Below are 24,527 nucleotides of genomic sequence, written 5' to 3'. Positions count from 1 at the left end.
CCTCCACCACACGGCCGACCCCCTCGGCCTCCCCGCCCCGCGAAGGGCCGATGCGCCATGCTGCTGCTCAAACCCGCCTCCCACCCGCTGCGCTCGGTGGCCGTCCGCGCCGCGTGCGCCGCGGCCGCCCTGGTCGGTGTCTGCCTTGCGCCCGCCGGCGCCCAGTCCGCACCCGCCCAGTCCGCACCGGCCGCACGGATCACGATCAAGGCCTTCGGCTTCGGCCCCGGCTCGCTCAGCGTGGCCCCTGGCACCGTCGTCACGGTCGTCAACCAGGACACTGCCCCGCACACCGGCACCGGCACCGGCACCGGCCGCGCCGCCTTCGACACCAAAACGATCAAGGCCGGCCGCAGCGCCACCTTCACGGCGCCCCGCACCCGCGGCACGTACTCCTACATCTGCACCATCCACCAGTTCATGTCCGGCACCCTCACAATCCATTGACCCCGGGATGCGACCATGCCCCACCCTCCCCGCCCCGGCGACGGCCACCTGCTGGGCCTCCTCCGCATCGTCACCGGTTCCCTCTTCGCCTGCCACGGCGTCGCCAAGCTCTTCGGCGTGATCGGCGACGGCCCCGTCCCGACGGGCCTGTGGCCCTACTGGTGGGCCGGACTTATCGGACTCACCGGCGGCGCCCTCCTCATCCGGCCCGCGGCCCCGCTGTGCTCCGGCGTCATGGCCTACGCCTACTTCACCGAGCACCAGCCCGACCGACTCCTCCCGATGCAGAACGACGGCGAGCTCGCGGTCCTGTACTGCTGGACGTTCCTCGCACTCGCCGTCGCCGCGCCCACCGCGCTGTCCCTCCGCGGAGCCCGCCGCCACCTGGCCGCCGCCCTGCGCCCGACCAAGCCGCGGCCGGCCGGCACGTAGCGGCTGCAGCCCGCCGACCCCCGCCCCGATGAGCGCGAACGTCCTCGCCCTGCCACTTTCCTCTCCTCGGTGTTCTGCTGCGCCGCAGTGCCTGTCGACCCGTCAGGATCCGGTGGGCAGGAGTTCGCCGCGGGCGAAGAGGGTCTGTGGCCGCTTCGCCTCCGGGCGTCATCCGGCGGTCCTCGTCGAGCACGGGCACGTGGATGCGGAAGAGCCGGTGGAGTTCGGCGGGCGCTGTCGTCATGGGCAGACCACCCATGAGGGAGCCCGCCAGTCCGATGCCCTCGGCGGCAAGGAGAACTGCACGGCCAAGGCCGTCTCGGTGCGTTCCAGGTTGCCGTCGAGCGCCAAGAGCACGGCGCCACGGTGGGACCGCTGCCGGAGCGGAACCCCGGTGGCGGGATCTGCTGCACCGATCTCGCCGCCAGGCCGGGCCACGATCTGCAGAGCCGGTGAGCGAGCAACTGCGCCACCTGCAGGACGCCTTCACGAAGGGCGGAGACGGAGCCGGAGCGAGTACGCAGAAGTAAGCCGACCGCGACGACGCCCCGTCCGTAGCGCACCCGGTGCGCGAGGACGACCAGCGAGCCAACCGCGTTGAGCAGCCGGACCCGCACCGCGAGCCGGAAGCCGGTGCTGAGCGTCGGGTGCGATGCAGTGCGTCCCCCGGGCACACGTCGGCCGCTGCCGACTGTGTCCGGCATCGAGGGCGCCGGACACCGTCCGACACGCCGAAGGCCCCGCCCGTATCAAGATCAGGTCCTGATACGGGCGGGGCCCGACGAGCGATACGGTCAGCCGGTGTAGGTGGCGGTGGTCGCCAGGCTGCCGGGGGCTGCGGGCAGGCCCAGCAGCGGCACCGTCACGGGCGCGTCCCAGGTCCGGTTGGCGTGGCGGGTGGTGTGCAGGAGCTTGCCGTCGGCGGTGGTGGCGGTCACCTGGATCTCTCCGTTGACGGTGGCCGCGGAGACGGACTTGGCGGTCACCGTGCCCAGGACGTCCTTCAGCTCGCCGAAGGCGCTCCAGGTGCCGTTGAAGTTGCGGATGGTGTGGTACTGACGGGTCCCGGCGTCGGCGGCGATGACGAAGTGGGTCTCGTCGCCGCTCCCGGCCATGCCGATCGAGGTGATGGGGCCGGTGGCGCCGGCAGCCTGGGCGACGTTGCCCCAGCCCAGCCAGTTCCCGTTGGTCTGGCGAATGCTGTGGTATGCCTTGCCACCGCTGACGATGCCGACCTGGAGCTCGCCCCGGACGCTGGCGGTCGCCGCGGCCGTCACGTTGGCGACGGATCCGCTGGTGACGTCACGGAACGGGGTCCACTCGCCCGCGGCGTTGCGGACGGTGTGGAGGGCCTTGCCGTCTGCGACGGCCACGACGTGCAGCTCGTAGCCGATGGACACGGCCGAGACCTGTGTGAGCTTGCCGAGGGTGCCGGCGGCGCTGAAGACGTCCCCGAAGCCGTCCCAGGAGCCGTTCTCCCGGCGCACCGTGTGGTAGAGGCCGGCGCTGTTGCTGATGGCCAGCACGTGTGTGTCGCCGTTGACGCCTGCGACGGCCGAGGAACGCACCCCGCCGAGGCTGGCGACCTTGGCCTGAAGGTCGGAGAACCCGGTCCAGGAGCCGTCCGGCAGCCGGACGGCCTGGTACACGCTGCTCCCGGCCTGCACGAAGGCCTGCGTCTTCCACCCGGACGCACGGGCCCGGTTGGTGTCGATCCAGTCCCGCAGGTCGTCGACGCGTGCGGCGATGGCGTTGGTGCGGGTCTCCGTGGCGGCGGTGCCCAGGCAGCCGCCCTGCCAGGACCGGCTGGCCAACGCAGTGATCTCGCCCTGGCCGTTGAGGACGGGGCCTCCGGCGTCGCCCTGGCAGACGGTGTCGGTGGTGCCGCCCTTGCTGTTCAGCGCGTACGAGGCCGCGCCGGTGGAGGCGAGGGTGAACGCACCGGTGTGCAGCTTGCCCGGTACCCACTCGGTCTTGGTGCGGCCGAATCCGGCGAGCATGAGGTTCGCCCCCTGGGCGGGCGCCGCGGAGGCGACCTTGGCCGGGACTATGCCGGTGACCGGCTTCGCGAGCTTGGCCAGGACCGCGTCGCGGTCGGTGCGGGGCACGAGCTCCGTGACTTCGAGGACCGTCGTGCCGAGGGTCGCGGTGGCCTTCAGCTTAGGCTTGCCGGCCGGGAGGACGTCACCGGGCTTGTCGGCGAAGCAACTGGCGGCGCTGAGGACCCAATCGGCACCGACGAGAACACCTGAGCAACCGCGGGCGGTGTCACCCTCGCCGACGTTCACGCGGGCCGTGTAGGCGTGCTGGCCGGAGGTCCCGGGGATGCCGACGACGGCGGAAGCGGCCCCGGTGGCGAGGAGGCCGCCGGCGAGAGTGGTGGCGACGGTGGTGGTGATCCACGCGGCGCGCGGACGGGGTGCAGACATGCGAACGTCTTTTCTCATGGGGGTGGGTCGGCGGGCACCGGCGGCAGCATGGCTGAGGTGCTGGTACAGCGGTCGGCCGGCAATGCGGCTTCAGACATGCCAAGTGCCTTGAAGAAGAAAAAATTGAACAGCTGTCAGCTGTTGACGCGCAGCTCGATAAGAGTGGCGGGTGTGCGTTCGGCAGTTGCTTCGCCGTAGCTGGTGAAGTCGTTGGCGGGAGCGTCGATGACGGTGGTCTTGCCATCTGCCTCGATGGTGCTCTTCACCGGGGCGTCGCTGGTCCAGATGCCGTATGCCTTGGGGACCGAGAGAGTGAGGTAGCCGCTCTTGGCCTTGAGGTCGAAGCAGTAGTCCTTCTGCCCAGAGCGCGTGTTGATGGTGATGTCCTCGGTGCCGTCGCAGGCCTGGAGGACGATGTTGCCGTCGCCGCGCTTGAGGACGATGGCCTTCTCGGCCTCGATCTTCGCGGCGTCCGGGTAGGCGAAGTCCTCGATCGCGTAAGGCATCTCATCGGCTGCCGTCGCGGCGACGGTTGCGGGGACGGCGTAGGCGACACCGATGGCCGCGGTGGTCGCCGTGAACACCGAAGCGAGACCAACGAACAGGGTCTTACGCGCACGGGATATAGCCATTGTGGCCCTCTCGAAAATGCAGGGACGAGACATAAAGATCCCGTCAGATTTCAGCAGATTGAATCACATCGAAGATTGCGACCCCGGGCCGGGGAACGTGATCAACATCTCAGGTGCTAATTCACTGCGCCTGTACAACCATTCGCCTGCACGGGGAATCGAGGTAGAAGATATCGCCATGAAACGGACTTAATGGATCAACGGTCGCCCCGTGAGATGCGTCAGCAAATTTTTGTACGCCCCGGTGTGACCCAGTGGTTGGGCGACTGTACGATCATGCGGCTCCGTGTAGCAGGCCTCCCCGCGGAGGCTCCGGGGCGGCTGTAGCGCGAGGTTCTCGATAACTCGACCCTGCCATCATTTGATATTCTAATCATTGGGGATTGCCGTGAAACGGCGAATGCACTCCCGGACAGCTATCACGGGAGTATCCCAGCGGGCTTCGGCCCACCGGCGCGCACTGAGCGCGCTATTGTCCGCCGGTCTCTTGTCAGGTCTACTGGGCGCGCCCACCGCGTTCGCGGCCGAAGTGCCGCCTGCCCCGGCAGAGGTACGTCGGCAGATCGTCGACTACTGGGAAACCGGCGGGCCTGGCATCACGGAGACGGCCGAGCAGGCGCTGCTGGGTGGCGAAGAGGCGATCCGTACGTTCCTGGACCAGGCGCAAGTCATTCAGCATGACGACAACCGGGTGGAAGCAGCCCGGGGCCCTGGCCCCGGATTTTGGACGTCGGAGAGACTTGGATCTTGATGGTCCAGGGGAACGGAGTCCCGGTGGGGATGAGGCACTGTCCCGCCGAGTTTAAGGCGGACGCGGTCGCGTTGTACCGGTCGAGGCCGGGAGCGACGATCAAGTCGGTCGCCGGCGATCTCGGGGTGAACACCGCAACCGCTGCGGAATTGGATCCGGGCCGCCGACGGCCCGGCCCGGCGCCCACTCCGCACCGCCGGCCGCTGCGCAGTCTAGTACTGCAACGGTGCCTGCTGTGACTGATGGCCAGGTTGGTCGTTGGTGTGGGTATGGGTGGGGACCTTGCTGGTGTCAGGTTGTGGGCACGTGAACTGGACGCGGTGCACGAGCGGTTCGTGCACCGTTTCAGCAGGTCGGAGCCGCGTGAGTCGGCACTGGCCTATATGCGAGGACTGATTGCTCCGCTGCAACGCAAGAACGGCTGGACCGTGGCAGAACAGGCCGGTCATGACGGTCCGGACCGTATCCAGCGGATGCTGAACCGCATCGAGTGGGACGCTGACGAGGCCCTCGACGACGTCCGTGACTACGTGATCGAGAACCTCGGGGATCGCGAGGCGGTCCTGATCGTGGACGACACCGGATTCCTGAAGAAGGGAACGCGGTCGGCCGGCGTTCAGCGGCAGTACTCCGGCACCGCCGGACGGACGGAGAACTGCCAGGTCGGCGTGTTCCTCGGCTATGCCACCGACCGAGATAGAACGTTGATCGACCGCCGCCTGTATCTGCCTACTTCCTGGACGGATGACCGCGAGCGGTGTCGTCGGGCCGGCATCAGTGACGAGGCGGCGTTCGAGACGAAGGTGGCCATGGCCAAGGCGATGGTCCGCAAAGCCATCGCGGACAAGATCCCGTTCGGTTGGGTGACCGCGGATGCCGCCTACGGCTTCTCCAAGGGCTGGCGGTTCGAGCTCGAGCAGGCGGACGTCTTCCACGTCATGGCCACCACCCGGCACGACACCGTCGTCACCCGCTGGGCCCTCGACCACCCTGTCCACGACCTGTTCACCGGCCTTGCCCGGCAGAAGTGGAAGCGTCGTTCCTGCGGAGCGGGAGCCCACGGCCAGCGGGTCTACGACTGGGCTCGCGTCGAGGTGCGGCCCTGGCACCGCGAGGATCGCCGGCACTGGGTGATCGCCCGCCGCAGCGTCCACCGGCCCGACGAGATCTCCTACCACATCGCCTACTGCCCCGCAGGAACCACCCTCGACCAGCTGATACGTGTCGCGGGCAGCCGGTGGGCCATCGAGGAATGCTTTCAGACCGCGAAGCAGGAATGCGGCCTGGACGACTACCAGGTCCGCCGCTATCCCGGCTGGCACCGCCACATGACCCTCGCCATGGCCGCCCACGCCTGCCTGACCGTCCTGCGAGCCCGCGAGCTGGATACCGGGAAAGCAGAAACGGATCCTCCCAGCTCATCCACCTCAGCCTCGCCGAGATCCGACGCCTGATCACCCGCCTCACCGACCGCCGCCCCACGCCCGTCGAGCACATCCTGCACTGGTCGACCTGGCGCCGACGACGACAACACCAAGCCCGCACCAGTCACTACAAGCGACGCGGACACAGCCCCTGACCTGGCCATCAGTCACAGCAGGCACCGTTGCAGTACTAGGCGCTGTTTCTCGGATCTCCTGACGTGAGTGGGGTGTTGGGGTCAGGCTTGCCGTATGGGTCGTGGGGATCTGACGAACGCGGAGTGGGACCGGCTGGTGTCGTTCCTGCCTCCTGGTGGTGCTCGTGGGGGCCGGTGGAGTGATCACCGGCGGGTCATCAACGGGGTGCTCTACCGGGTCCGGACCGGTGTGCAGTGGCGGGATCTGCCGGAGCGGTTCGGGCCGTGGGAAACCGTCTACAAACGCCATCACCGCTGGTCAGCTGACGGAACATGGACGATGCTGCTTTCTCGGATCCAGGCCGCCGAGGACGCTGCGGGCCGGATCGACTGGGACGTGCCGGTGGACTCGACAGCAGTGCGGGCCCACCAGCACGCCGCCGGCGCGAGGAAGGCGCCGCCGGCCACCGATCCTCAAAAGGGGCACGTTCGGGGGACGAACCCGGTCGATCCGGTGTTGCGGAGACTGGTGGTCCGGCTCGAGGAAGTGGTCAGATCGGCGAGTGCCTGAGACGCTCCCGCGGCGGATTCCCACCAAGATCCACCTCGCCGCGGACGGGCGATGCAGGCCTCTCGCCCTCGTCCTGACACCCGGACACTACGGCGACGGGCCACAGTTCGAGCGTGTCCTGGAGCATGTCGCCGTACCCCGTATCGGAGTCGGAAGACCCCGCACCCGGCCCGACCATGTCCTGGCCGACAAGGCCTACACATCCCGGAAGAACCGCCGCTACCTGCGACGACGCGGAATCCGCCACACCATCCCCGAACGCCTCGACCAGCAAAGACACCGCAAGAACCGCGGTTCACGCGGCGGCCGGCCCACCGGCTTCGACAGCGAGCGATACAAGAAACGCAACACCGTCGAACGAACCATCAACCGCCTCAAGGGCTTCCGCGCCGTCGCCACCCGCTACGAGAAACGCGCCCACATCTACCTCGGCACCGTCACCCTCGCAGCCCTCATCATCTGGCTCCGCACATGATCCGGGAAACAGCGCCTAGCGGGGACGCCGTCCAGGCGGAGCTGGCCGCCGCACGGAAGAGGATCCGTGAGCTCGAGGAAGAGCGGGATATTCTCGGCAAGGCGGCCCAGTATTTCGCGACGGAGATGCGCTGGTGACCCGCTACCAGTTCGTCGACGATCACCAGCGCCGGCACGGCGTAAAGCGGCTCTGCGACATCCTCGGCCTGCCCCGCTCGAGCTTCTCCTACTGGCGCAGCACCGCAGCCGCCAGAGCGGCTCGACAGACCATCGAAGCCGGGCTCGCAGCCCGGATACGCAAGGTCCACCAGGACTCCGACGGCATCTACGGAGCTCCCAGGATCACCGCCGAACTCCGCGACGAGGGTGGCCCCGCGGTCAACCACAAGCGCGTCGCCAGGATCATGCGGACCATCGGACTTGAGGGCGTTCGTCTGCGCCGCCGGCACCGCACCACGCTCGCGGACCAGGCCGCAGCGAAGGCGCCAGACCTGATCGGCCGTGACTTCACCGCGGCCGCGGTAAACAGAAAGTACGTCGGCGACATCACATACCTGCCAGTCAGCGGCTCCAAGCCGCTCTACCTCGCGACCGTCATCGCCCTCGCCTCACGCCGACTCGCCGGGTGGGCGATCGCCGACCACATGCGGACAGAACTCGTCATCGACGCCCTCACGGCCGCCGAGCGGACCCGCGGAAACTTGAGCGGCGCGATCATGCACACCGACCACGGATCCCAATACACGAGCAGGGCCTTCGCGGAAATCTGCAGGTCAGCGGGAATCCGGCAGAGCATGGGCGCGGTCGGATCCAGCGCCGACAACACCGCCGCAGAAAGCCGCAACGCCGCCTTCAAAAGGGAGACGCTCAAAGGCCGGAAGGCCTGGCCGAGCGAGCACGAGGCCAGGCTCGACGCGTTCCGCTGGCTGACCCGATACAACACCCGCCGCCGGCACTCCCGCCTCGGCCACCGGTCCCCGGTCGCCTACGAAAACGGCCTCCAGGCAGCTGCAACTACCCTGGCCCAAGCCGCATAGACGTGTTCAGAATCCGAGGTCAAGGCCCGCTGTTTCCTCGCCGATCGCCTCATGCGTAGGTCAGCCGGTGACGCGGAGTTCGATGAGCGCGGAGCTGACGCCTTCGGCGGTGGCTTCGCCGAAGCTGGTGAAGTCGTTGGCGGGGGCGTCGATGACGGTGGTCTTGCCGCCCGCCTCGATGGTGCTCTTCACCGGGGCGTCGCCGGTCCAGATGCCCCAGGCCTTGGGGACCGACAGGGTGAGATAGCCGGGCTTGGCCTTCACGTCGAAGCAGTAGTCCTTCTCCCCGGACCGGGTGTTGACGGTGACGTCCTGGGTGCCGTCGCAGGCCTGCAGGAGAACGTTGCCGTCGCCGCGCTTGAGGACGATGGCCCTATCCGCCTCGATCTTCGCGGCATCCGGGTAGCCGAAGTCCTCGATGGCGTAAGGCATTTCATCTGCCGCAGCAGCGACGGTTCCAGGCACGGCATAGGCGACACCGATAGCCGCAGTGGTCGCCGTGAACACCGAGGCGAGACCCACAAACAGAGCCTTGCGCGCACGGGGTATAGCCATTATGACCCTCTTCATAATACGAGAAACGATACGCAAAGATCGCTTCAGGTTTCAGCAGATTCAATCACGCCGACGATCACCACCCTGAGCCCGTAGATCGTGATCAACATCTCATTTGCGAACCTGTCGCAACCCGTCACCTATCCGGTGAAGCGGCGAATCCTGGCATGAATCATGTACGCAAAAAGTGCATATCGGATTTATGGGTGAACATCGAAGTGCATCCGTAAACGGAGAGCCCCTGACGGGGGGTGGCAGTTGGCTGGCTGTACGATCATTCGGCTCCAGGGCGGTCGCCTTCGCTGATCGCCCGCAGTGGAGCAGCCCCTCAGGTGTTGCCGGGTACTGGCGATTTTTCTCAGAGGGGTCAGATCGTTCAATTTATTGGGGGCACCGTGGGGCGGCATATATCTTCCCGGCCATTTGGTTCGGGAGTGCGCAGGCGTGCGTTGCACGCGTTGTTGGCAACTGGTCTGCTAGCGGGTCTGACGGGTGGGCCCTCCGCTGTTGCTGCGGAAAATCCAGCACCCCTCCCTGTTGATATACGTGACAGGATCGTGATCCTTTGGGAGGCTGGTGGATCTGGCATCAAGGAGGCGGCCGAGCAGGCGCTTCTTGGTGGCGATGACGCGATCCGAAATTTCCTGGATGGGGCGGAGGTAATTCAGCACGACGACAACCGAGTTGCCACGGCCCGATTGATGTCGACGAGCGGGCCCGGTGTCCGGGAGGCTGCGAAGGAAGTCTGGACGCAGCCTGACAAGATGCGCGACTTCCTCGCATCGGGCTATAAAGCTCCGCTTGATGAGGACCGCAAGGTCGATATTGCTCGGATGGTCGGCATAGGTGGCCCTGGAGTCCGCGACGCGGGCAAGGCAGCCCTCCTAGGCACGCCTGCGGACCGCATAAAGTTCCTCGATTCCGGTCAGTACGAGGAGCGGAAGGATGATAATCGGGTTGATGTTGCCCGGTTGACGAGTACGGGTGGTCCGAATGTGAAGGCGGCGGCGAAGGTCGCGCTGAAGGGGACCCCGGAAGACATCGTCGAGTTCCTGGAGATCGGGCAGTTCGTCGCCCGGAACCGGGACGTGGAGTACACGACGATCGAGGAGTTGCTGGCGCAGGCGCAGGAGGCCGGCAAGCAGGCCCAGGACGCCACCAAGCTTGCCGATGAGGCCTCGAAGAAGGCTGTCGATGCCTCGGAGAAGGCCAAGGAACTCGCGAAGAAGGCCGCGGCGGAGACCCAGGCGGCGAAGAACGACTCGCAACGGGCCGCGGTGAAGGCGGCGCAGGCGGCGGATGCTGCTCGTGCGGCGGCTTCGGCTGCGCAGGAGGCGATCGGTTCGGCGAACGCGGCGAACCGGGCGGCGCGTCGTGCCGCTCTGGCGGCGACGCAGACGGCGTCGGCCGCTGCCGCTGCCGCGCGGGCGGCCAACAACGCCTACACCGCGGCGATCGCGGCTGCCGGCAACGCGGCTGACGCGGACAAGGCACGCCAGTCGGCTGCTGACGCGCGTGCCGCAGCCACGGCGGCGACGGAGTCGGCGAAGGCCGCGAACGAGGCGGGCAAGGCCTCGGCCGCCGCCGGTTTGGCCTCGAGCGCGGCCAAGGGTGCTGCGACCAACGCGCGGGCCGCTGCTGACGCGGCGGATGAGGCGAACGGATACGCGGACGCGGCTGGCGGCCACTCGGCCGAGGCACGCCAGGCAGCAGCCGAAGCACGACGCCACGCGAATGCCGCGGACGCTGCCGCCGACCGCTCCGCAGCTCTCGCGCAGCGGGCCGCGACCGCCGCCTACGGCGCGCGCGACGCGGCCAACAACGCCGCGGCACACGCCAACAAGGCCGCCGGATACGCGGAGGAAGCCGCCACGCAGGCAGGCAACGCCGCCACCTACGCAGCGCAGGCCAAGAAGAACGCGGACGCCGCCAAGCTGGCAGCCGAAGCAGCAGTGGCAGCGGTGGCGAAGGCGAAGGAGACCTTTGCGATCGCCCGCGACGGCGAAGCTGAGGACCTGAAAACCCGCACCGACGCCGCCATCGAACGCGCCCGCTCGATCAAGGACGCGTCGAACAAGCAGATCTCGGCCTCGGCCTCCACCCAGGTCGACGCCCTGGCCCTCAACACCACCGCCGCCACCCTGGCTCAGGAAGCCGCCAAGCCGGACGTGGACGTGAAGGCGACCGCCCTCAAGGGCCGCCAGCTCGCCATGCAGGCCATGAAGCTCCTCGGCCCCTGGCACAAGGAAGCCGCCGCCCGCGCCTTGGCCGGGACCGACCAGGATGTTTTGGACTACCTGCGCACCCGTTGGAAGGAAGCCGCCCACCACGACATCCGCGAGCGCGTCGTCAACCTGAGCACTCAGAGCCCCTACGCGGCGGTCCGCACCGCGGCGCTCTCGGTTTTGAAGGGCGCACCGGAGCAGATCGAGGGCTTCTACTCCACCGGTCAGTACACGGCCGGCCTGGATGACATGAAGGTTGACGTCGCCCGCTTCACCAGCACGGGCGGGCCCGGGGTGAAGGAGGCTGCGAAGAAGGCTCTGGCCGACGGCACCCCCAAGGCCCTGGCCACGTTCCTGAACGTCACCCAGTACGGCGAGCGCGTCAGCGATGAGAAGGTCATCGCCGCCACCCTGACCAACACCGGTGGCCCCGAGGTCAACTCCGCGGCCAAGATCGCCCTGGCCGGGTCCCCTGACCTGTTGCACGAGTTCGTCACCACGGGCCAGTTCATGGCCCAGCGCAAGGACGACCTCGCCGCCAACCACATCAACCTCATCGAACGCCTTCTCGCCGAAGGCGAGCAGATCGCGGCCAAGGCCATGCAGAACAGGTGGCTCGCCGCAGCAGCATCCGCCAGGGCCCAGCAGGCCTCGACCGACGCCGACAAGTACGCGAAGGACGCCCAGGACTCCGCCGACGCCGCCGACGGATTCGCGAAGGACGCCAAGAAGGCCGCTGACGCCGCTGGTGTCTCCGCGGCGAATGCGGCAAAGTCCGCCACCACCGCACGCAACGCAGCCAACCGCGCCGAACAGGACGCCCAGGCAGCCGAAGATTCGGCCGCCGACGCCGAGTTCTCCGCCTCCTACGCCCGCCAGTCCGCCGACGAAGCCAACACCTCCGCGAACGCGGCCCGTGATTCGGCTATCGCGGCCGGCAAGAGCAAGGAGGCCGCAGAGGCCGACGCCAAGACTGCCTGGAAGGCCGTCCTGGTCCTGCGGGAGAAGGAGGAGGCCGAAGCCCGCCGCCAAGCCGAAGAAGCACGAAAGCAACAGCAGCAGGCCAAGCCCAAGCGGATCTGCGTCCCCCACCCCACCCGCGAGACGATGGCGCCGATCATGGCGTGTGCCCAAGACCCGGGCAACTCCATGATCAACATCCCCATCGACCCCACACTCAACGCCATCGTCTGGGAACTCACCGGCGCCAACGACATCAAGGGCTGCATCGAGAACCCCACCGGCCTGAACTGCATCATGGCAGCAGCCGGCGCACTGCCCTGGGGCCGACTCAAACTCATCACAAAAATCGATGATGTGGCCGAAGGTGTCAAGGATGCTCGTAAGACGAGCCGTGTTGTCGAGTGCCTGGTCAAGCCAAGTCCGAACAGCTTCCCAGCGGGCACGCGAGTACTCATGGGCGACGGATCGTCGCGGCCAATCGAGGACGTCCAGGTAGGAGACCAGGTCACTTCGACTGATCCCCTCACCCATGTCACCGGGCCTCGTCAGGTCGAAGCGGCGATCTTCACGCCTGACGACCGTGTCTTCGCCGACCTGTCCATTTGGTCGAACGGTTTCCAGGGGTCCGTGACCGCCACGGAGCATCACCCCTTCTGGTCCGAGACACATCAGAGCTGGAAGGACGCGGCAGACCTTGCTGATGGTGAGGACCTCAGAACAGCAGATGGAGGAACTGCGCGGGTCACCTCTACGCACCGTTGGGAGACCCTTCAGCCCGCGTACAACCTGACGGTCAGGGACCTGCACACCTACTACGTGCTGGCCGGTAGCACACCGGTTCTGGTTCACAACGCCAATGGCCCGGTCAATTGCCCGCTGGTCCCATGGATTACCGGACAGCTTCCCGCCGCAGAGGAATCTGCTCTCAACGCCACGCTTTCGCACATCGACGCCGGTACTGTTCCGACAGGCCCCACCGCAACGAAGTGGGCAACCAAGTTCAAGAACAGGGATGTCGACCTTCCTGGCGGTGTAGGGCAACACTCCCCGTACCTGGAGTATCGTGTCGCTCCCCCCGCGGGAACCGTGCCCGCGGCAGGACCGCTGCGCGTCGTACGCAATACAATAACCGGTGAGACGTACTACACGTGGACTCACTATGGAGACGCAGGAAAGCCAGCCTTTGTCAGAATTCGGTGAGAAATGCAAATAAGTTCAGGTGTCACCTGGATGTCTGTAGGCGAGGTGGAGCAGGTAAGGGCTCAGGCCGCGCAAGAGGGCGTTCCCATTCTAACCCTCCTGACAGGCGGGATAGATGATCGGGATAGGATCTTCGAAGGCTTCCGCGAGGGCCTGCCAATGGATCCGCCGAACTATAGTTCCCGCAGCTGGGAGGCGCTCTCTGACTCTCTGTTTGGTGGGCTTCTTAAGATTGAAGCATCGCGGGTGGTAATTGTCTGGGAAGATGCACTGAAGCATGAATCTCTAGATATCGGTAATCCTTCTGAAGGTTTGTCCATTCTGGAGGAAGTGGCCGACCAGCTGGAAAATCGGCACATCACCGGGGAGTTCGCTCCGAAGGTAGTCTCCGTTATTGTCATTTCGGATGAGTGCGGAAATGATCAAGGCAATGATGAGAAGTAGCTAGTTGCCAGCAGACAGGAGCTGAACGGCCTCCGGGACTTGACTCCTCGGAGGCCGTTCTCATGCATGGCCTCGGGTTGCTGGCCTGCCCCCTTGAGCGGTTTTGGAGGTGACTGTGGAGGTGAGGTTGATGGGTCTGCCGGGCAGCGGCACCAGCAGTCAACCTCCTTCAGGGCAAGCCCCAGTCCGGGGCGGCCAGCAACTGGACGAACGTGCCGTGGCGCACCGTTGCGGCGGTGGGCTCGTGGATGTGGTCGATGATCCACTGCTCCCCGGAGCGGGCGGGATTCACTCACGACGTGGTCGACAGCGGGACGCCCGCAATACGCCTCAGCCCGACCCGCCGGAATAGGCCGCTGGCCAGCCATGCCGTGGACGCGGTTCGGGTGGCCCGGGGCGTCAAGAGCGGCCCGTCACCCTCGACGTAGTCCGGGCCCTGACCTCGGATTTTGGACGCTGGAGAGACTTGGATCTTGATGGTCCAGGAGAACGGAGTTTCCGTGGGGATGAAGCACTGTCCCGCCGAGTTCAAGGCGGCCGCGGTCGCGTTGTACCGGTCGAGGCCGGGAGCGACGATCATGTCGGTCGCCGGCGGTCTCGCGGCGGACACCGAGGCGCTGCGGGACTGGATCCGGGCCGCCGACGGGCGCCGTCCCGGCGCTCACTCCGCCGGGCCGGTAGCTGAGCAAGCCGGCGGCGACGGCGTTCAGGCGGAGTTGGTCGCGGCACGGAAGGGGATCCGTGAGCTGGAGGAAGAACGCGACATCCTCCGCAAGGCGGCCGGGTATTTCGCAGGGGAGACGCGCTGGTGAACCGCTGCCAGTTCGTTGACGATCATCAGCGGCGCTCCGGCGTCACGCGGCTGTGCTCGCTGCTGGGGATCTCTTGCTCGAGCTTCCACTACTGGCGCCGCACCGCGGCCGCGCGGACTGCCCGCCAGGTCGTCGAGGACGGGCTCGCTGCCCGGATACGCAAGGTCCACCAGGACTCCGACGGCACCTGCGGGGCCCCCAGGATCACCGCCGAACTCCGCGACGAAGGCGGCTCGGTGGTCAACCGCAAGCGCGTCGCGAGGATCATGCGGACCATCGGACTGGAGGGAGTCCGGTTGCGCCGCCGGCACCGCACCACCGTCGCGGACCAGTCAGCTGTGAAGGCACCGGATCTGATCGGCCGTGACTTCACCGCGGCCGCGGTGAACACGAAGTACGTCGGCGACATCACACGCCTGCCGGTCAGCGGTGCGAAGCCGGTCTGTCTCGCGACCGTCATCGACTTGTGCTCACGCCGGCTGGCGGGGTGGGCGATCGCCGATCACATGCGCACCGAGCTCGTCATCGACGCCTTGGCGGCAGCCGAGCGGACCCGCGGGGGCCTGGCCGGATCGGTGATGCACACCGATCACGGCTCGCAGTATGCGATTAGGGCATTCGCTGAAATCTGCAGGTCAGCAGGGGTCCGGCAGGGCATGGGGGCGGTCGGCTCCAGCGCGGACAACGCCGCTGCAGAGAGCTTCAACGCCGCCTTCGAGAGGGAGACGCTCAAAGGCCGGAAGGCATGGTCGAGCGCACGTGAGGCCAGGCTCGACGTCTTCCGCTGGCTGACCCGATACAACACCCGCCGGCGGCACTCCCGCCTCGGCCAGCGGTCCCCGATCGCCTACGAGAACGATGCCCAACCGGCAGCAACTACCCTGGCCCAAGCCGCATAGACGTGTTCAACATCCGGGGTCAAGGCCCGTGTCGCAACGACTCCCAGAACCTGAGGGAGTCTCCGGGGCCTTCCGCTGTCGCCCTGGGCCGATAAGGCCGCACCGCGGTCGTGCGTGGGTGCTCAGTGCTGCTCGAGCACACCTACTTCAGAGAGTTGAATTCGTGCTTCTCCTCGCTCGTCTCCCGCCACAGAACGCTGGCCCCGTCGATCGTGCGGGCCGTCCCGCACCCCCATAGCGCAACATCGCCAACCTGATCGCCGACGTCACCCTCGACACCGCCGCTCTCCCCGGCGGGAGGCAGACCCCCTTCCGGGATCCGGGAACGCGGCGCGGGGCCGTTGGCCGAACTGCTGAACCGACCTCATCATGTCGCAGCTGGCGGCACGCACGAGCTGACAGGCGCCCCGCGGCACAAGGACCCCGGCAGTGCTGGGGGCTCCTCCAGCGCTTGCATTAGCCGATGCCCCCCTCATTGAGGTTCTGGTGGGGTCAGCCGAGCTGCTGGAGCAGGGGAAGAATGTTCTTGGGCTGGGCGTTGACCTGGGCGAGGACGGAGATGCCGGCCTGCTGGAGGATGCTGGCCTGGGTGTAGTTCGCGGTTTCCAGGGCGTAGTCGGTGGCTTCGATGCGCTCGCGGGCGGCGTTGAGGTTGGCCACGTCGGTGTCCTGGCTGCGGATGTTGGACTCGAAGCGGTTCTGAACGGCGCCGAGGATCGTTCGCAGGCTGGTGACATGGACGAGCGCGGCATCGATCTGGGAGAGCGGATCGATGAGGTACCTTCCGGCCAGGGACGCGTCGAATGTGTCGGCCGTCGCGGCGTGGCCGTCCGGGTCGGTGTAGTTGATCTTTGTGGGGTCGGCCTCATCGGTGAAGGCGATTGTCTTGGTGAGGTCGTAGCCCTCCAGAGCGAGCGTGTGGAGGTTCACCGTCTTCATCGCGACGGCGATGACGTCGCCGTCGTTGGTGCCGGTCTGGAAGGTCATGCTGGTGTTCTTCGCCAGCACTTTGATTCCGTTGAACTGCGTCTGCTGCGAGATCGTGTCGATGGCTTCGAGCCGCTGGCTGACCTCCTGCTGGATGGCGCGGCGGTCGGTGACGGCGTGGATGCCGTTCGCGGCCTGGACGGTCAGCAGGCGGATGCGCTGGAGGTTGTTGGTGATCTCCTTCAGTGCGCCCTCGGTGGTCTGCGCGAGGGAGATGGCGTCGTTGCCGTTGCGCGACGCCTGGCCGGAGTCGTTGACCTGGGTGGCCATCCGGTCGGCGATGGCGATGCCCAGGCTCGCAGCTTCGTCCTTCGAGGAGTTGATGCGCTTGCCGGAGGCGAGCCGCTCGGCCGCGATCCCCATCGTGGAACCCGTGATGTTGAGGTAGTTCTGCGTGGTGAGCGACATGATGTTGGTGTTGAGCGTCAGCATGTGATCAGTCCCGGTCGGTGGTCGGTAAGGGGGAAGCGCTATACGGACGTCACGTTCACGTCGTCCTGGGCCAGGACGAACCGCAGGACATCGACATCGACCCAGGCGTACGGGGAGATCGCGTCGATGAACGCGGGCAGGGTCCGCGTCAGCTCCGCGATAACCTCGGCCCTGTCCTGGCCCCGCGCCGCGGCGGCTTCGGCGATCTTGTCCTCGCCGAGGGCCTGGACCACCTGCTCCTCGGTGAGGGATTCGTTGGGGCCCGAGCCGAGCCAGGAACCGCTCTGCGGCAGAGCGGCCGCAAGAGTCCGGGCCTCGGCCGCGATCTGCTCGGCGGCCGCTTCCTCTTCCGGCGTCAGGGCCGCGATCTTCGCAGCCGCGCGGAACGCCTCGATGGTCTCGGCCGGAATCGCGTCCAGCAGAGCGGGAATCTCCACAGCCAGAGAGGCAGCGGCTTCCGCCTCGCTCACCTGCGCCAGCTCCGCCAGCTGCTTGAGCATGCCGGCGGGAGCGGCCGCGGCCACTTCTTCCGCGGACAGCGGTTCGTTGGAGCCTTCTCCGGTCCAGGACCTGAATTTGGCCGCCGTTGCCGGTGCGGCCGCCAGGGCCGTCAGTAGCTGTCCCAGCACAGGGGACACCGTGGTCTCGCTCATCGAACTCCCTCAGTAATGATCTTGCTGACGGCGGAACGTTACCGAATGCGAGCGCACTGAAACAGACCGTGATTCAGTCATGGCGGCCAGGCAGGGGTACGGTGGTCCGCCCGGCTCGGCGAGCCGAACCGGGCGGGCCGCAACACGAGGCACGAGAATTGTCATCACCGCGGCAATTGTTGGCGCTGGCGCCGGGATCGTCGGCGCATTGTCACCGCTTCCGGTCGACCAACCTCCCGTACAGCGTCGCCCAAGGGATGCGCGTCAGACGGAAGGTCAGCCGACGTCGACGTGTACGGCAACCCGGTGCTGTCGGTGCCGGTGGCGCTGCCCGCGGTGCTGTCGGTGACCATGGCGGTCGGCGCCCGCCATCTCGCCCGGCAGCATGCCGTGGTCTCCCACCTGCCGGCGGTGGAGGAACTGGGCGGCATCGATGTGCTGTGCTCGGACAAGACCGGCACCCTGACCCAGAACCGGCTCGCCGTCGCCGAGCCGTGGACCGCCCCCGGAGTCGACCGGGCACAGGTGCTCGACCCGGCGGCGCTGGCCTCCCGTGCGGAGGACCGCGACCTGATCGACCTGGCCTTCCTCGCCGCCGCCGGGCAGCTGCCGCCGGGCGAGGTCATGCAGTTCGTCCCGTTCGACGCGGTCGCCAAGCGCACCCAGGCCAGCTTCGCACCCGCCGACGGGGACCGGTTCCAGGTCAGCAAGGGCGCCCCGCAGGTGATCGCGGCCCTGTGCGCGAACGATCCGGCCGCGCAGGACGTGGGCGCGGTGACCGAGGAGTTCGCCGCCCTCGGCTACCGCTCCCTGGCCGTGGCCCGCACCGACCCCGAAGGCGGGTGGCGGCTGCTCGGCGTGCTGCCGCTAGCCGATCCGCCCCGCCCGGACTCGGCCGCCACCATCACCGCGCCCCGCCCGCCGCCCGGGCCTGTCTGGTTGCGGCGCCGGGTGTTCTGCCGACGTCCTGACCGCGGCCCTCCGCGGCCCGCGCCCGCCCGTCTACCAGGGTGCCCTCATCGAGGCCGCCTGCCGCATCGTCACCCTCGAAGACCAACTCGAAGAAGCTCAACGCATCAACGCCGAACACCGCCACACCACCGGAGCCCACGGCCGCGGCCTGAAGCCGTACACCGCACCCTCCGCAGCCCCGCCCCTCAGGCCGGGTACGGTGCGTTGCCGGTGTCGCCCGGTGCGACGAGCCCCGTCTCGTAGGCGAGGACGACGGCCTGGGCGCGGTCGCGCAGGGTCAGCTTGGCGAAGATCCGGGCGACGTGGGTCTTCACGGTGGCCTCGCTGACGGTCAGCCGCCCGGCCAGCTCGGAGTTGGAAAGGCCACGGCCCATCAGCGTCAGGACCTCCCGCTCGCGAGGCGTCAGCGCCGTCAGGTCCCGGTGGACGGCCGGCGCCGCGGGGCCCCGGCCCGCGCCCTCAGCCGGTGCCCGGACGTCGGACGCGAAGCGTTCCACGAGGCGGCGGGTGATCGTGGGGGCGAGGAGGGCGTCGCCGGTGTCGACCAGGCGTACCGCGGCGGCCAGGTGCGCGGGGGTGACGTCCTTGAGGAGGAAGCCGCTGGCTCCGGCGGCGAGGGCGGCGTACACGTACCTGTCGAGGTCGAAGGTGGTCAGCATGATGACCCGGCAGTCCGGGGCGTCGGCCAGGATGCGCCGGGTCGCCTCCAGGCCGTCCATCACGGGCATGCGGATGTCCATCAGCACGACGTCGGGCCGCAGTTCCCGTACCGCGGCCACGGCCCGGGCCCCGTCGCCCGCTTCGCCCACGACGTCGATGCCGCGGGCGGTGAGGATCATACGGAAACCGGTGCGCAGCAGTTCCTGGTCGTCGGCGATCACGACGCGCGGGACCGGTCCGGTGGGCGTGGTCATGGGCGGTCCTGTGGTCGCGGGTGCTCGGGCTGTCATGGCTGGTCCAGGGGGATGCGGGCGCGGACGCGATAGCCGCCGCCGAGGCGACGGCGGGCGTCGAGGTCGCCACCGTAGACGGCGACCCGCTCACGCAGACCGACCAGTCCCCGCCCCGTTCCGTCCGCCCGCTCCCGAACCGGCCCCGTCGTGGCCGGAGCCGTGCCCGACAGGACGCTCGGTCCGCTGTTGAGCACCTCGACGCGCAGGGAGTTGTCGGCGTAGCGCACCGTCACTTCGGCCTTCGACCCCTCGCCGTGTTTGAGCGCGTTGGTCAGGGCCTCCTGGATGATCCGGTAGGCGGTGACGTCGATCCCGGTCGGCAGCGGGCGCGGTTCGCCGGAGATCCGCATCTCGACGGGGAGACCGGCGAACGCGATCTTGTCGATGAGCGGGGTGAGCCCGCTCAGGCTGGGCTGCGGCGACAGGTCCACGTCGTACGGTTCGTCCTCGCCGTCCTGCGCGGGGGCGAGGAGACCGAGCAGGTGCCGCAGCTCGGTCATGGTGTTGCGTCCGGCGTTCTCCACGGCGCTCATCGCCGCGGCCGCCTCTTCGGGAAGGGTGGTGAGCACCTCGCGCGCGGCCCCGGCCTGGACCACCATGACACTCACGTTGTGACTGACGATGTCGTGGAGTTCGGCGGCGATCCGGGATCGTTCGGCCTCGACCGCGGCCCGCGTCGCGCTCTCTCGCTCGCGTTCCAGCAGCCAGCCGCGTTCCTCGATGGCCTTCCGGTATCGGCGCCGCGCCCGCGCCGCGGCCACGGACAGCCATCCGGCGGCGCCAACCGCCGCCACCAGGGCCATGATCAGCGTGATCGTCCAGACGTCCCCCATGTGATCATCCTCGCAGGTGTGCGGCAGGACCCGCATCGGCCCCCGGACGCGTCCTCGTACATCCCCGGGATGACCCGCGCGGACGGATACATACGAGGGCCGATGCACCACGATCGGCACCGTCCTAGGTTCGGGGCATGGAAAACGATCACGACGACGCCCGGCAGACAGTGGTGCGGCTCGACGCCGTACACAAGGAGTACGGCGACGCGAAGGCCCTGGACGGGCTGTCGCTGGAGATACGGGCGGGCGACGCGGTCGCGGTGATGGGGCCCTCCGGCTGCGGCAAGTCCACCCTGCTCAACATGGTGGCCGGCCTGGACCGGCCGACATCGGGCACGGTCGAGGTACAGGGCCGCGACCTCGGGAAGCTCAACGAGACGGGCCTGGCGCTGTTCCGACGGCACCACGTCGGCATGGTCTTCCAGTTCTTCAACCTCATCGACGACCTGCCCGTCCTGGACAACGTGGCCTTGGCCGCCCAGCTGACCGGCACTCCGGCCCGGCAGGCGCGCCGCCGCGCCCTGGAGCTCCTGGACGAACTGGGCGTCGCCAAACGCCGCAACAACTACCCGGTGACCCTGAGCGGCGGTGAACGCCAACGCGTCGCCGTGGCAAGGGCGTTGATGAACCGACCGGCCCTGCTCCTCGCGGACGAGCCGACCGGCGCCCTGGACAGCCGGTCGGGCGAACAGGTCATGGACCTCCTGATCGACCTCAACCAGATCGGCCAGACCCTCCTGATCGTCACCCACGACCCGCAGCTGGCCACCCGCTGCGCGAGCCGGCTCGTGGAAGTCGCCGACGGCCGGGTCGCCCGCGAGAGCGCCCTGGAGGCATCCGCATGAGGGCCGTGTGGAGAGCCTCACGCGCGGCGGTCAAGCGCCGTCGGGTACAGACCTTCGTGATCGGACTCGTGGTGCTCTGCTCCACCACGACCGTCCTGCTCGCACTGGCCCTCCTGACCGCCACCTCCAGCCCCTTCGACAAGGCCTACGCCGAACAGCGCGGCGCGCACGTCGCGGCGACCTTCGACACCACGAAGGTCTCCCCGGAAGAACTGGCACGGACCGCACTGCAGCCCGGCGTGGAAGCCACCGCCGGCCCGTTCGGCCAAGCCGTCGTCGACATCCCCAAGGACTGGCTGTGGATGGCAGGCGGCACCCTCAGCGTCGTGGGCCGGGCCGACCCGGCGGGCCCCGTGGACCGGATCGACCTGCTGGAGGGCCGCTGGGCCACGGCCCCCGGCGAGATCGTCGTCAACTGGCCCGTCCAGGGTTCCCCCGGCACCGAGTACCTCGGCACGAAACTGAACGCACCCGGCGGCACGACATTGACCGTCGTCGGCTTCGCCACCAGCATGAGCAAATCGGCGAGCGCCTGGGTCTCACCCGCGCAGATGACCGCGCTGCACCCCACCTCCGCCCAGATGCTCTACCGCTTCACGCGCTCCTCGACCGAATCCCAGCTGAGCAGCTCGCTGGACCGGGCCACCGCCGGCCTGCCCGAGGAGGCACTCACCGGCGCGCAGACCTACCTGACCCTCAAGCAGGCGTTCTCCGCCATGGCCGACTCCTACCTCCCCTTCATGACCCTCTTCGGCATCCTCGGCCTGCTGGTCTCCGCCCTGATCGTCGGCAACGTGGTCAGTGGGGCGGTCGTCTCCGGCTACCGGCACATCGGCGTCCTCAAGGCCCTCGGCTTCACCCCCAACCAGGTCGTCACCGTCTACCTGACCATGATCTCCGTACCGGCCGCGGCGGGATGCGTCCTGGGCACGCTGGCCGGCAACGCGCTGGCCCGCCCGATCATGAAGCTCGCCTTCACCGGCATCGACGTGGGCCGGGCCAGGGTCGGCGACATCAGCCCGTGGGCGTCCGCGGCCTGCCTGGTGGGCATGCCCGCCCTCGTCCTGCTCGCCGCCCTGGTACCCGCCCTGCGGGCCCACCGGCTGCCCGCCGCCCTGGCCATCAGCGCCGGCGGCACACCGAGGACCGGGCGCGGGCTGCGCGTCCAACGGACGCTCGGCGCCACCCGCCTGCCGCGCTCCGTCAGCCTGGGCCTGGGCCAGCCCTTCGCGCGCCCCGCCCGTACCCTGCTGACCCTGGCCGCCATCGTCCTCGGAGTCACCACGGTGACCCTGACGACCGGACTCACCAGCACCCTGGCCGCCTACGGCAACCTGGGCAAGGAGGACGGCGGTGCCCGCATCCAGGTGACGACCACACGATCGGGCGACAACCCGACACCACCCCGTCTCAGCGACGCGCAGGTCGAGGAACGGCTGCGGGCCCTGCCCGGCGCGAAGGGCGTACGGGCCCGCGCCCTGTCCCAGGCGCACATGACCGGCCAGAACCAGCCCGTCTTCGCCGACTTCTACCGCGGTGACGACTCCCCGTACGAGCGCACCATCGTCAAGGGACGTGCCCCCCAGGCCGCGGGCGAGATCGTGGCCGGACCCGCCTTCCTCACCCAACGCGGCCTGAGAATCGGCGACCGGACGACCCTGGAACTGAACGGAAAGAAGATCACCGCGACCGTCGTCGGCCAAGTCATCGAAGGCAACGCCCGCGCACTGGAAGCCACCTGGGAGACCCTGACCCAACTCGCACCGGACACCCGCGCGACCGAATACACCGTACGACTCGCCCCCGGCGCCGATGCCCGGGCCTACACCGAGGCCGCAGGGGCACTCGACCCGGCCGTGCACGCCTCCGTCCTGGACCCGGGCAATGCCGGCACCGCCACCATCATCACCTTCTCCACCGTCTTCACCGCACTGCTCACCCTCGTCGCCTCGCTCGGCGTCTTCAACACCGTCCTCCTCAACGTCCGCGAGCGCCGCCGAGACCTGGGCATGCTCAAGTCCATCGGCATGACCCCCCGCCAGGTGATGGTCATGACCGTGACCTCGGTCGCCGGACTCGGCGCGGTCGGCGCACTGCTCGGCATCCCCCTCGGCATCGCGGCCCACCGTTTCGTCGTGGACCACGTCGGGGTGATCGACTTCCCCGCGTACATGAAGGACGTGTGGCACGCACCGCAACTGGCCGCCATGCTCGTGGCAGGCGTGACGATCGCCGTCCTCGGCGCCCTCGTTCCCGCCCGGACGGCGGCCCGCACCACCATCGCCACGGTGCTGCACACGGAGTGAAGCGCCCGTGGGGCGCTTTCCGGCACGGTTCGACGATCGAGCCGCATGTACGACCGTAATGCGTTTCGTGGTGAGGCGTGAAGTGGCGGCGGAGTTGGTCGAGTTCGCGGTGGCGGCGCAGCTCGGGGTGTCGGTGGAGGCATGGCGGTGGGCGGTCACCACCGGACGGGTCCCGCCCCCCGGACGTGGGCCCCTGCCTGTGGTCGGCGTCGGCGATCGCGGCCGAGTGTCCCCGCCGCGTACGGCGGCCGGCGCCACGTGCCGGCTCCGTACCTTCCCACTTCGTGTCCGGGCGGGGTTGGCGTCGGGGCGCCCGTGTCGGTATGGCGCGTGCGGGTGTGGCCCGGTGCCCGCGCTGTCGGGCGCTTGTGTGGCTGCGGCCCCCGCAGCCCGGTGGGGGCCGCAGCCCGGTGGGGCGCCCGCCGCCTGCATCCCGCCCGTCGGTGGCCGGCGTTGTCCGGTTGCTGCCCGGGTGGCCGCTGCCCGGCCGCCCGTTGCCCGGGCTGTTGTTCGGTGGTGCCGCGCTCCGGCGGTGCCGGGCCGGGGCCCTTGTCCGGCTCGCCCGCCCCGGCTGCCCGCTCGGGCCAGATGGTGCTCCGGCCGCTCTGGCCCCGGCCCGGCACCGCCGCCGCCCGCCCGTCGGCCCCGCCCGCGTCGGCGGCCCGTGCCTTCCCCCCCTCCCAGGTCAGGTGGGGGTGCTGCCGGGCCGCCCCCCGGCCGAGCCGGCTTGTCCGCCCGGGCCCGCCGGCTCGGCCCCGTCCGCGCCCCTGCGGGCCGCCGTTGCCCGTGTGGCTGCGACCCCGCGCCCCACCCACGGCTGCCCGGGCCCGCGCTGCTGCCCGTGGCACCGCTTTCCAGACGGTGCCGGGCCAGGCGTTGTCCTACCCGCCCTGGCTGCGCTCGGGCCAGGTGGTGCTACGGCCACTTGTACTGCCGGGAGTTCGGCCCGCTGTGCCGCCCGGCCGCCGCGTCCGACCCCGGCTGCCGAGCCGGGCCGCACGGCCATCCACGCACAGCCGATGGTGCCACTCGCCCCCGGCTGTCGCACGACAGTCGGCTGCTGCGGTCCCGCCCGCCGCCCGCCCGCCCGGGCTGTTGCTGTGGTGGCGCCCCT

18 protein-coding genes and 3 pseudogenes are annotated in these 24,527 nt (G+C 68.7%); 13 read left to right on the top strand and 8 right to left on the bottom strand.

What is annotated here, in order from left to right; genetic code table 11:
- Positions 1–57: 57 nt before the first annotated feature.
- Together CP968_RS00180 and CP968_RS00175 are read left to right on the top strand one after the other, a co-directional pair.
- Complete coding sequence (locus tag CP968_RS00180) at positions 58–447, top strand: cupredoxin domain-containing protein (RefSeq protein ID WP_150516046.1); 390 nt, start codon at positions 58–60, stop codon at positions 445–447.
- Between the two features lie 15 nt (positions 448–462).
- Positions 463–879 carry a DoxX family protein gene (locus CP968_RS00175; protein ID WP_189829211.1) on the top strand — a complete coding sequence of 139 codons (417 nt, stop codon included), beginning with the start codon at positions 463–465 and terminating at the stop codon, positions 877–879.
- 794 nt (positions 880–1,673) lie between these two features.
- Here the strand turns inward: CP968_RS00175 and CP968_RS00170 are convergent.
- Positions 1,674–3,308 (bottom strand): S1 family peptidase, encoded by a 1,635-nt coding sequence (locus CP968_RS00170; protein WP_167536730.1) that lies wholly within the window; start codon positions 3,306–3,308, stop codon positions 1,674–1,676.
- Between the two features lie 134 nt (positions 3,309–3,442).
- Positions 3,443–3,892 carry a hypothetical protein gene (locus CP968_RS00165; RefSeq protein ID WP_229886956.1) on the bottom strand — a complete coding sequence of 150 codons (450 nt, stop codon included), beginning with the start codon at positions 3,890–3,892 and terminating at the stop codon, positions 3,443–3,445.
- 448 nt (positions 3,893–4,340) lie between these two features.
- Between CP968_RS00165 and CP968_RS35605 the strand changes: the two genes are divergently transcribed.
- The 4 genes and pseudogenes from CP968_RS35605 to CP968_RS00145 all read left to right on the top strand — a co-directional run bounded on the left by CP968_RS35605 (position 4,341) and on the right by CP968_RS00145 (position 8,331).
- The gene (locus CP968_RS35605; protein ID WP_189829212.1) at positions 4,341–4,691 is read left to right on the top strand and encodes an ALF repeat-containing protein; all 351 of its coding nucleotides are present in this window, start codon (positions 4,341–4,343) and stop codon (positions 4,689–4,691) included.
- 269 nt (positions 4,692–4,960) lie between these two features.
- Entirely contained in the window at positions 4,961–6,145 is a 1,185-nt protein-coding gene (locus CP968_RS00155) for an IS701 family transposase (RefSeq protein ID WP_150516042.1), read from the top strand.
- 219 nt (positions 6,146–6,364) lie between these two features.
- A pseudogene (locus CP968_RS00150) lies at positions 6,365–7,295 on the top strand (IS5 family transposase).
- A gap of 133 nt (positions 7,296–7,428) precedes the next feature.
- The gene (locus tag CP968_RS00145; protein WP_167536728.1) at positions 7,429–8,331 is read left to right on the top strand and encodes an IS3 family transposase; all 903 of its coding nucleotides are present in this window, start codon (positions 7,429–7,431) and stop codon (positions 8,329–8,331) included.
- Positions 8,332–8,391: 60 nt separating this feature from the next.
- On the opposite strand, the gene CP968_RS00140 is transcribed toward CP968_RS00145, so the two are convergent.
- Positions 8,392–8,763, bottom strand: coding sequence for a hypothetical protein (locus tag CP968_RS00140; RefSeq protein ID WP_229886942.1), 372 nt, complete (start codon positions 8,761–8,763; stop codon positions 8,392–8,394).
- A gap of 680 nt (positions 8,764–9,443) precedes the next feature.
- On the opposite strand from CP968_RS00140, the gene CP968_RS00135 reads away from it, so the two are divergent.
- Both CP968_RS00135 and CP968_RS00130 read left to right on the top strand, forming a co-directional pair.
- Positions 9,444–13,274 (top strand): polymorphic toxin-type HINT domain-containing protein, encoded by a 3,831-nt coding sequence (locus CP968_RS00135; protein WP_229886941.1) that lies wholly within the window; start codon positions 9,444–9,446, stop codon positions 13,272–13,274.
- Between the two features lie 30 nt (positions 13,275–13,304).
- Entirely contained in the window at positions 13,305–13,718 is a 414-nt protein-coding gene (locus CP968_RS00130; RefSeq protein ID WP_167536727.1) for a barstar family protein, read from the top strand.
- 169 nt (positions 13,719–13,887) lie between these two features.
- Here CP968_RS00130 and CP968_RS35245 read toward each other — a convergent pair whose 3' ends face one another.
- A complete protein-coding gene (locus CP968_RS35245; RefSeq protein WP_268253315.1) occupies positions 13,888–14,010 on the bottom strand; it encodes a hypothetical protein in 123 nt (40 codons plus the stop codon).
- A gap of 208 nt (positions 14,011–14,218) precedes the next feature.
- On the opposite strand from CP968_RS35245, the gene CP968_RS00125 reads away from it, so the two are divergent.
- Positions 14,219–15,429, top strand: a protein-coding gene (locus CP968_RS00125) for an IS3 family transposase (RefSeq protein ID WP_373304142.1) whose coding sequence is annotated in 2 segments (ribosomal slippage) — positions 14,219–14,510 and positions 14,510–15,429 — 1,212 coding nt in all. Because the reading frame shifts where the segments join, the coding sequence is not laid out codon by codon here.
- Positions 15,430–15,921: 492 nt separating this feature from the next.
- Here CP968_RS00125 and CP968_RS00120 read toward each other — a convergent pair.
- Positions 15,922–16,848, bottom strand: coding sequence for a flagellin N-terminal helical domain-containing protein (locus CP968_RS00120; protein WP_150516038.1), 927 nt, complete (start codon positions 16,846–16,848; stop codon positions 15,922–15,924).
- Positions 16,849–16,886: 38 nt separating this feature from the next.
- The gene (locus CP968_RS00115; RefSeq protein ID WP_150516037.1) at positions 16,887–17,501 is read right to left on the bottom strand and encodes a YidB family protein; all 615 of its coding nucleotides are present in this window, start codon (positions 17,499–17,501) and stop codon (positions 16,887–16,889) included.
- A 291-nt stretch (positions 17,502–17,792) separates the two neighbouring features.
- On the opposite strand from CP968_RS00115, the pseudogene CP968_RS34475 reads away from it, so the two are divergent.
- Both CP968_RS34475 and CP968_RS34470 read left to right on the top strand, forming a co-directional pair.
- Positions 17,793–18,398, top strand: a pseudogene (locus tag CP968_RS34475) (HAD-IC family P-type ATPase); the annotation flags it as partial.
- 94 nt (positions 18,399–18,492) lie between these two features.
- Positions 18,493–18,609, top strand: a pseudogene (locus tag CP968_RS34470) (MerR family transcriptional regulator); the annotation flags it as partial.
- A gap of 49 nt (positions 18,610–18,658) precedes the next feature.
- On the opposite strand, the gene CP968_RS00100 reads toward CP968_RS34470, so the two are convergent.
- Together CP968_RS00100 and CP968_RS00095 are read right to left on the bottom strand one after the other, a co-directional pair.
- The gene (locus CP968_RS00100) at positions 18,659–19,387 is read right to left on the bottom strand and encodes a response regulator (RefSeq protein ID WP_150516036.1); all 729 of its coding nucleotides are present in this window, start codon (positions 19,385–19,387) and stop codon (positions 18,659–18,661) included.
- A 32-nt stretch (positions 19,388–19,419) separates the two neighbouring features.
- Positions 19,420–20,259, bottom strand: a complete 840-nt coding sequence (locus CP968_RS00095; protein ID WP_229886940.1) for a sensor histidine kinase — start codon at positions 20,257–20,259, stop codon at positions 19,420–19,422.
- A gap of 137 nt (positions 20,260–20,396) precedes the next feature.
- On the opposite strand from CP968_RS00095, the gene CP968_RS00090 reads away from it, so the two are divergent.
- Together CP968_RS00090 and CP968_RS00085 are read left to right on the top strand one after the other, a co-directional pair.
- Positions 20,397–21,107 carry an ABC transporter ATP-binding protein gene (locus CP968_RS00090; RefSeq protein ID WP_150516035.1) on the top strand — a complete coding sequence of 237 codons (711 nt, stop codon included), beginning with the start codon at positions 20,397–20,399 and terminating at the stop codon, positions 21,105–21,107.
- Positions 21,108–21,163: 56 nt separating this feature from the next.
- Positions 21,164–23,413 carry an ABC transporter permease gene (locus CP968_RS00085; RefSeq protein ID WP_229886939.1) on the top strand — a complete coding sequence of 750 codons (2,250 nt, stop codon included), beginning with the start codon at positions 21,164–21,166 and terminating at the stop codon, positions 23,411–23,413.
- Positions 23,414–24,527 lie beyond the last annotated feature (1,114 nt).

It is taken from the genome of Streptomyces subrutilus (assembly GCF_008704535.1).
Classification (GTDB): Bacteria; Actinomycetota; Actinomycetes; order Streptomycetales; family Streptomycetaceae; genus Streptomyces; species Streptomyces subrutilus.
This window is presented reverse-complemented; position numbering and strand designations above follow the sequence as displayed.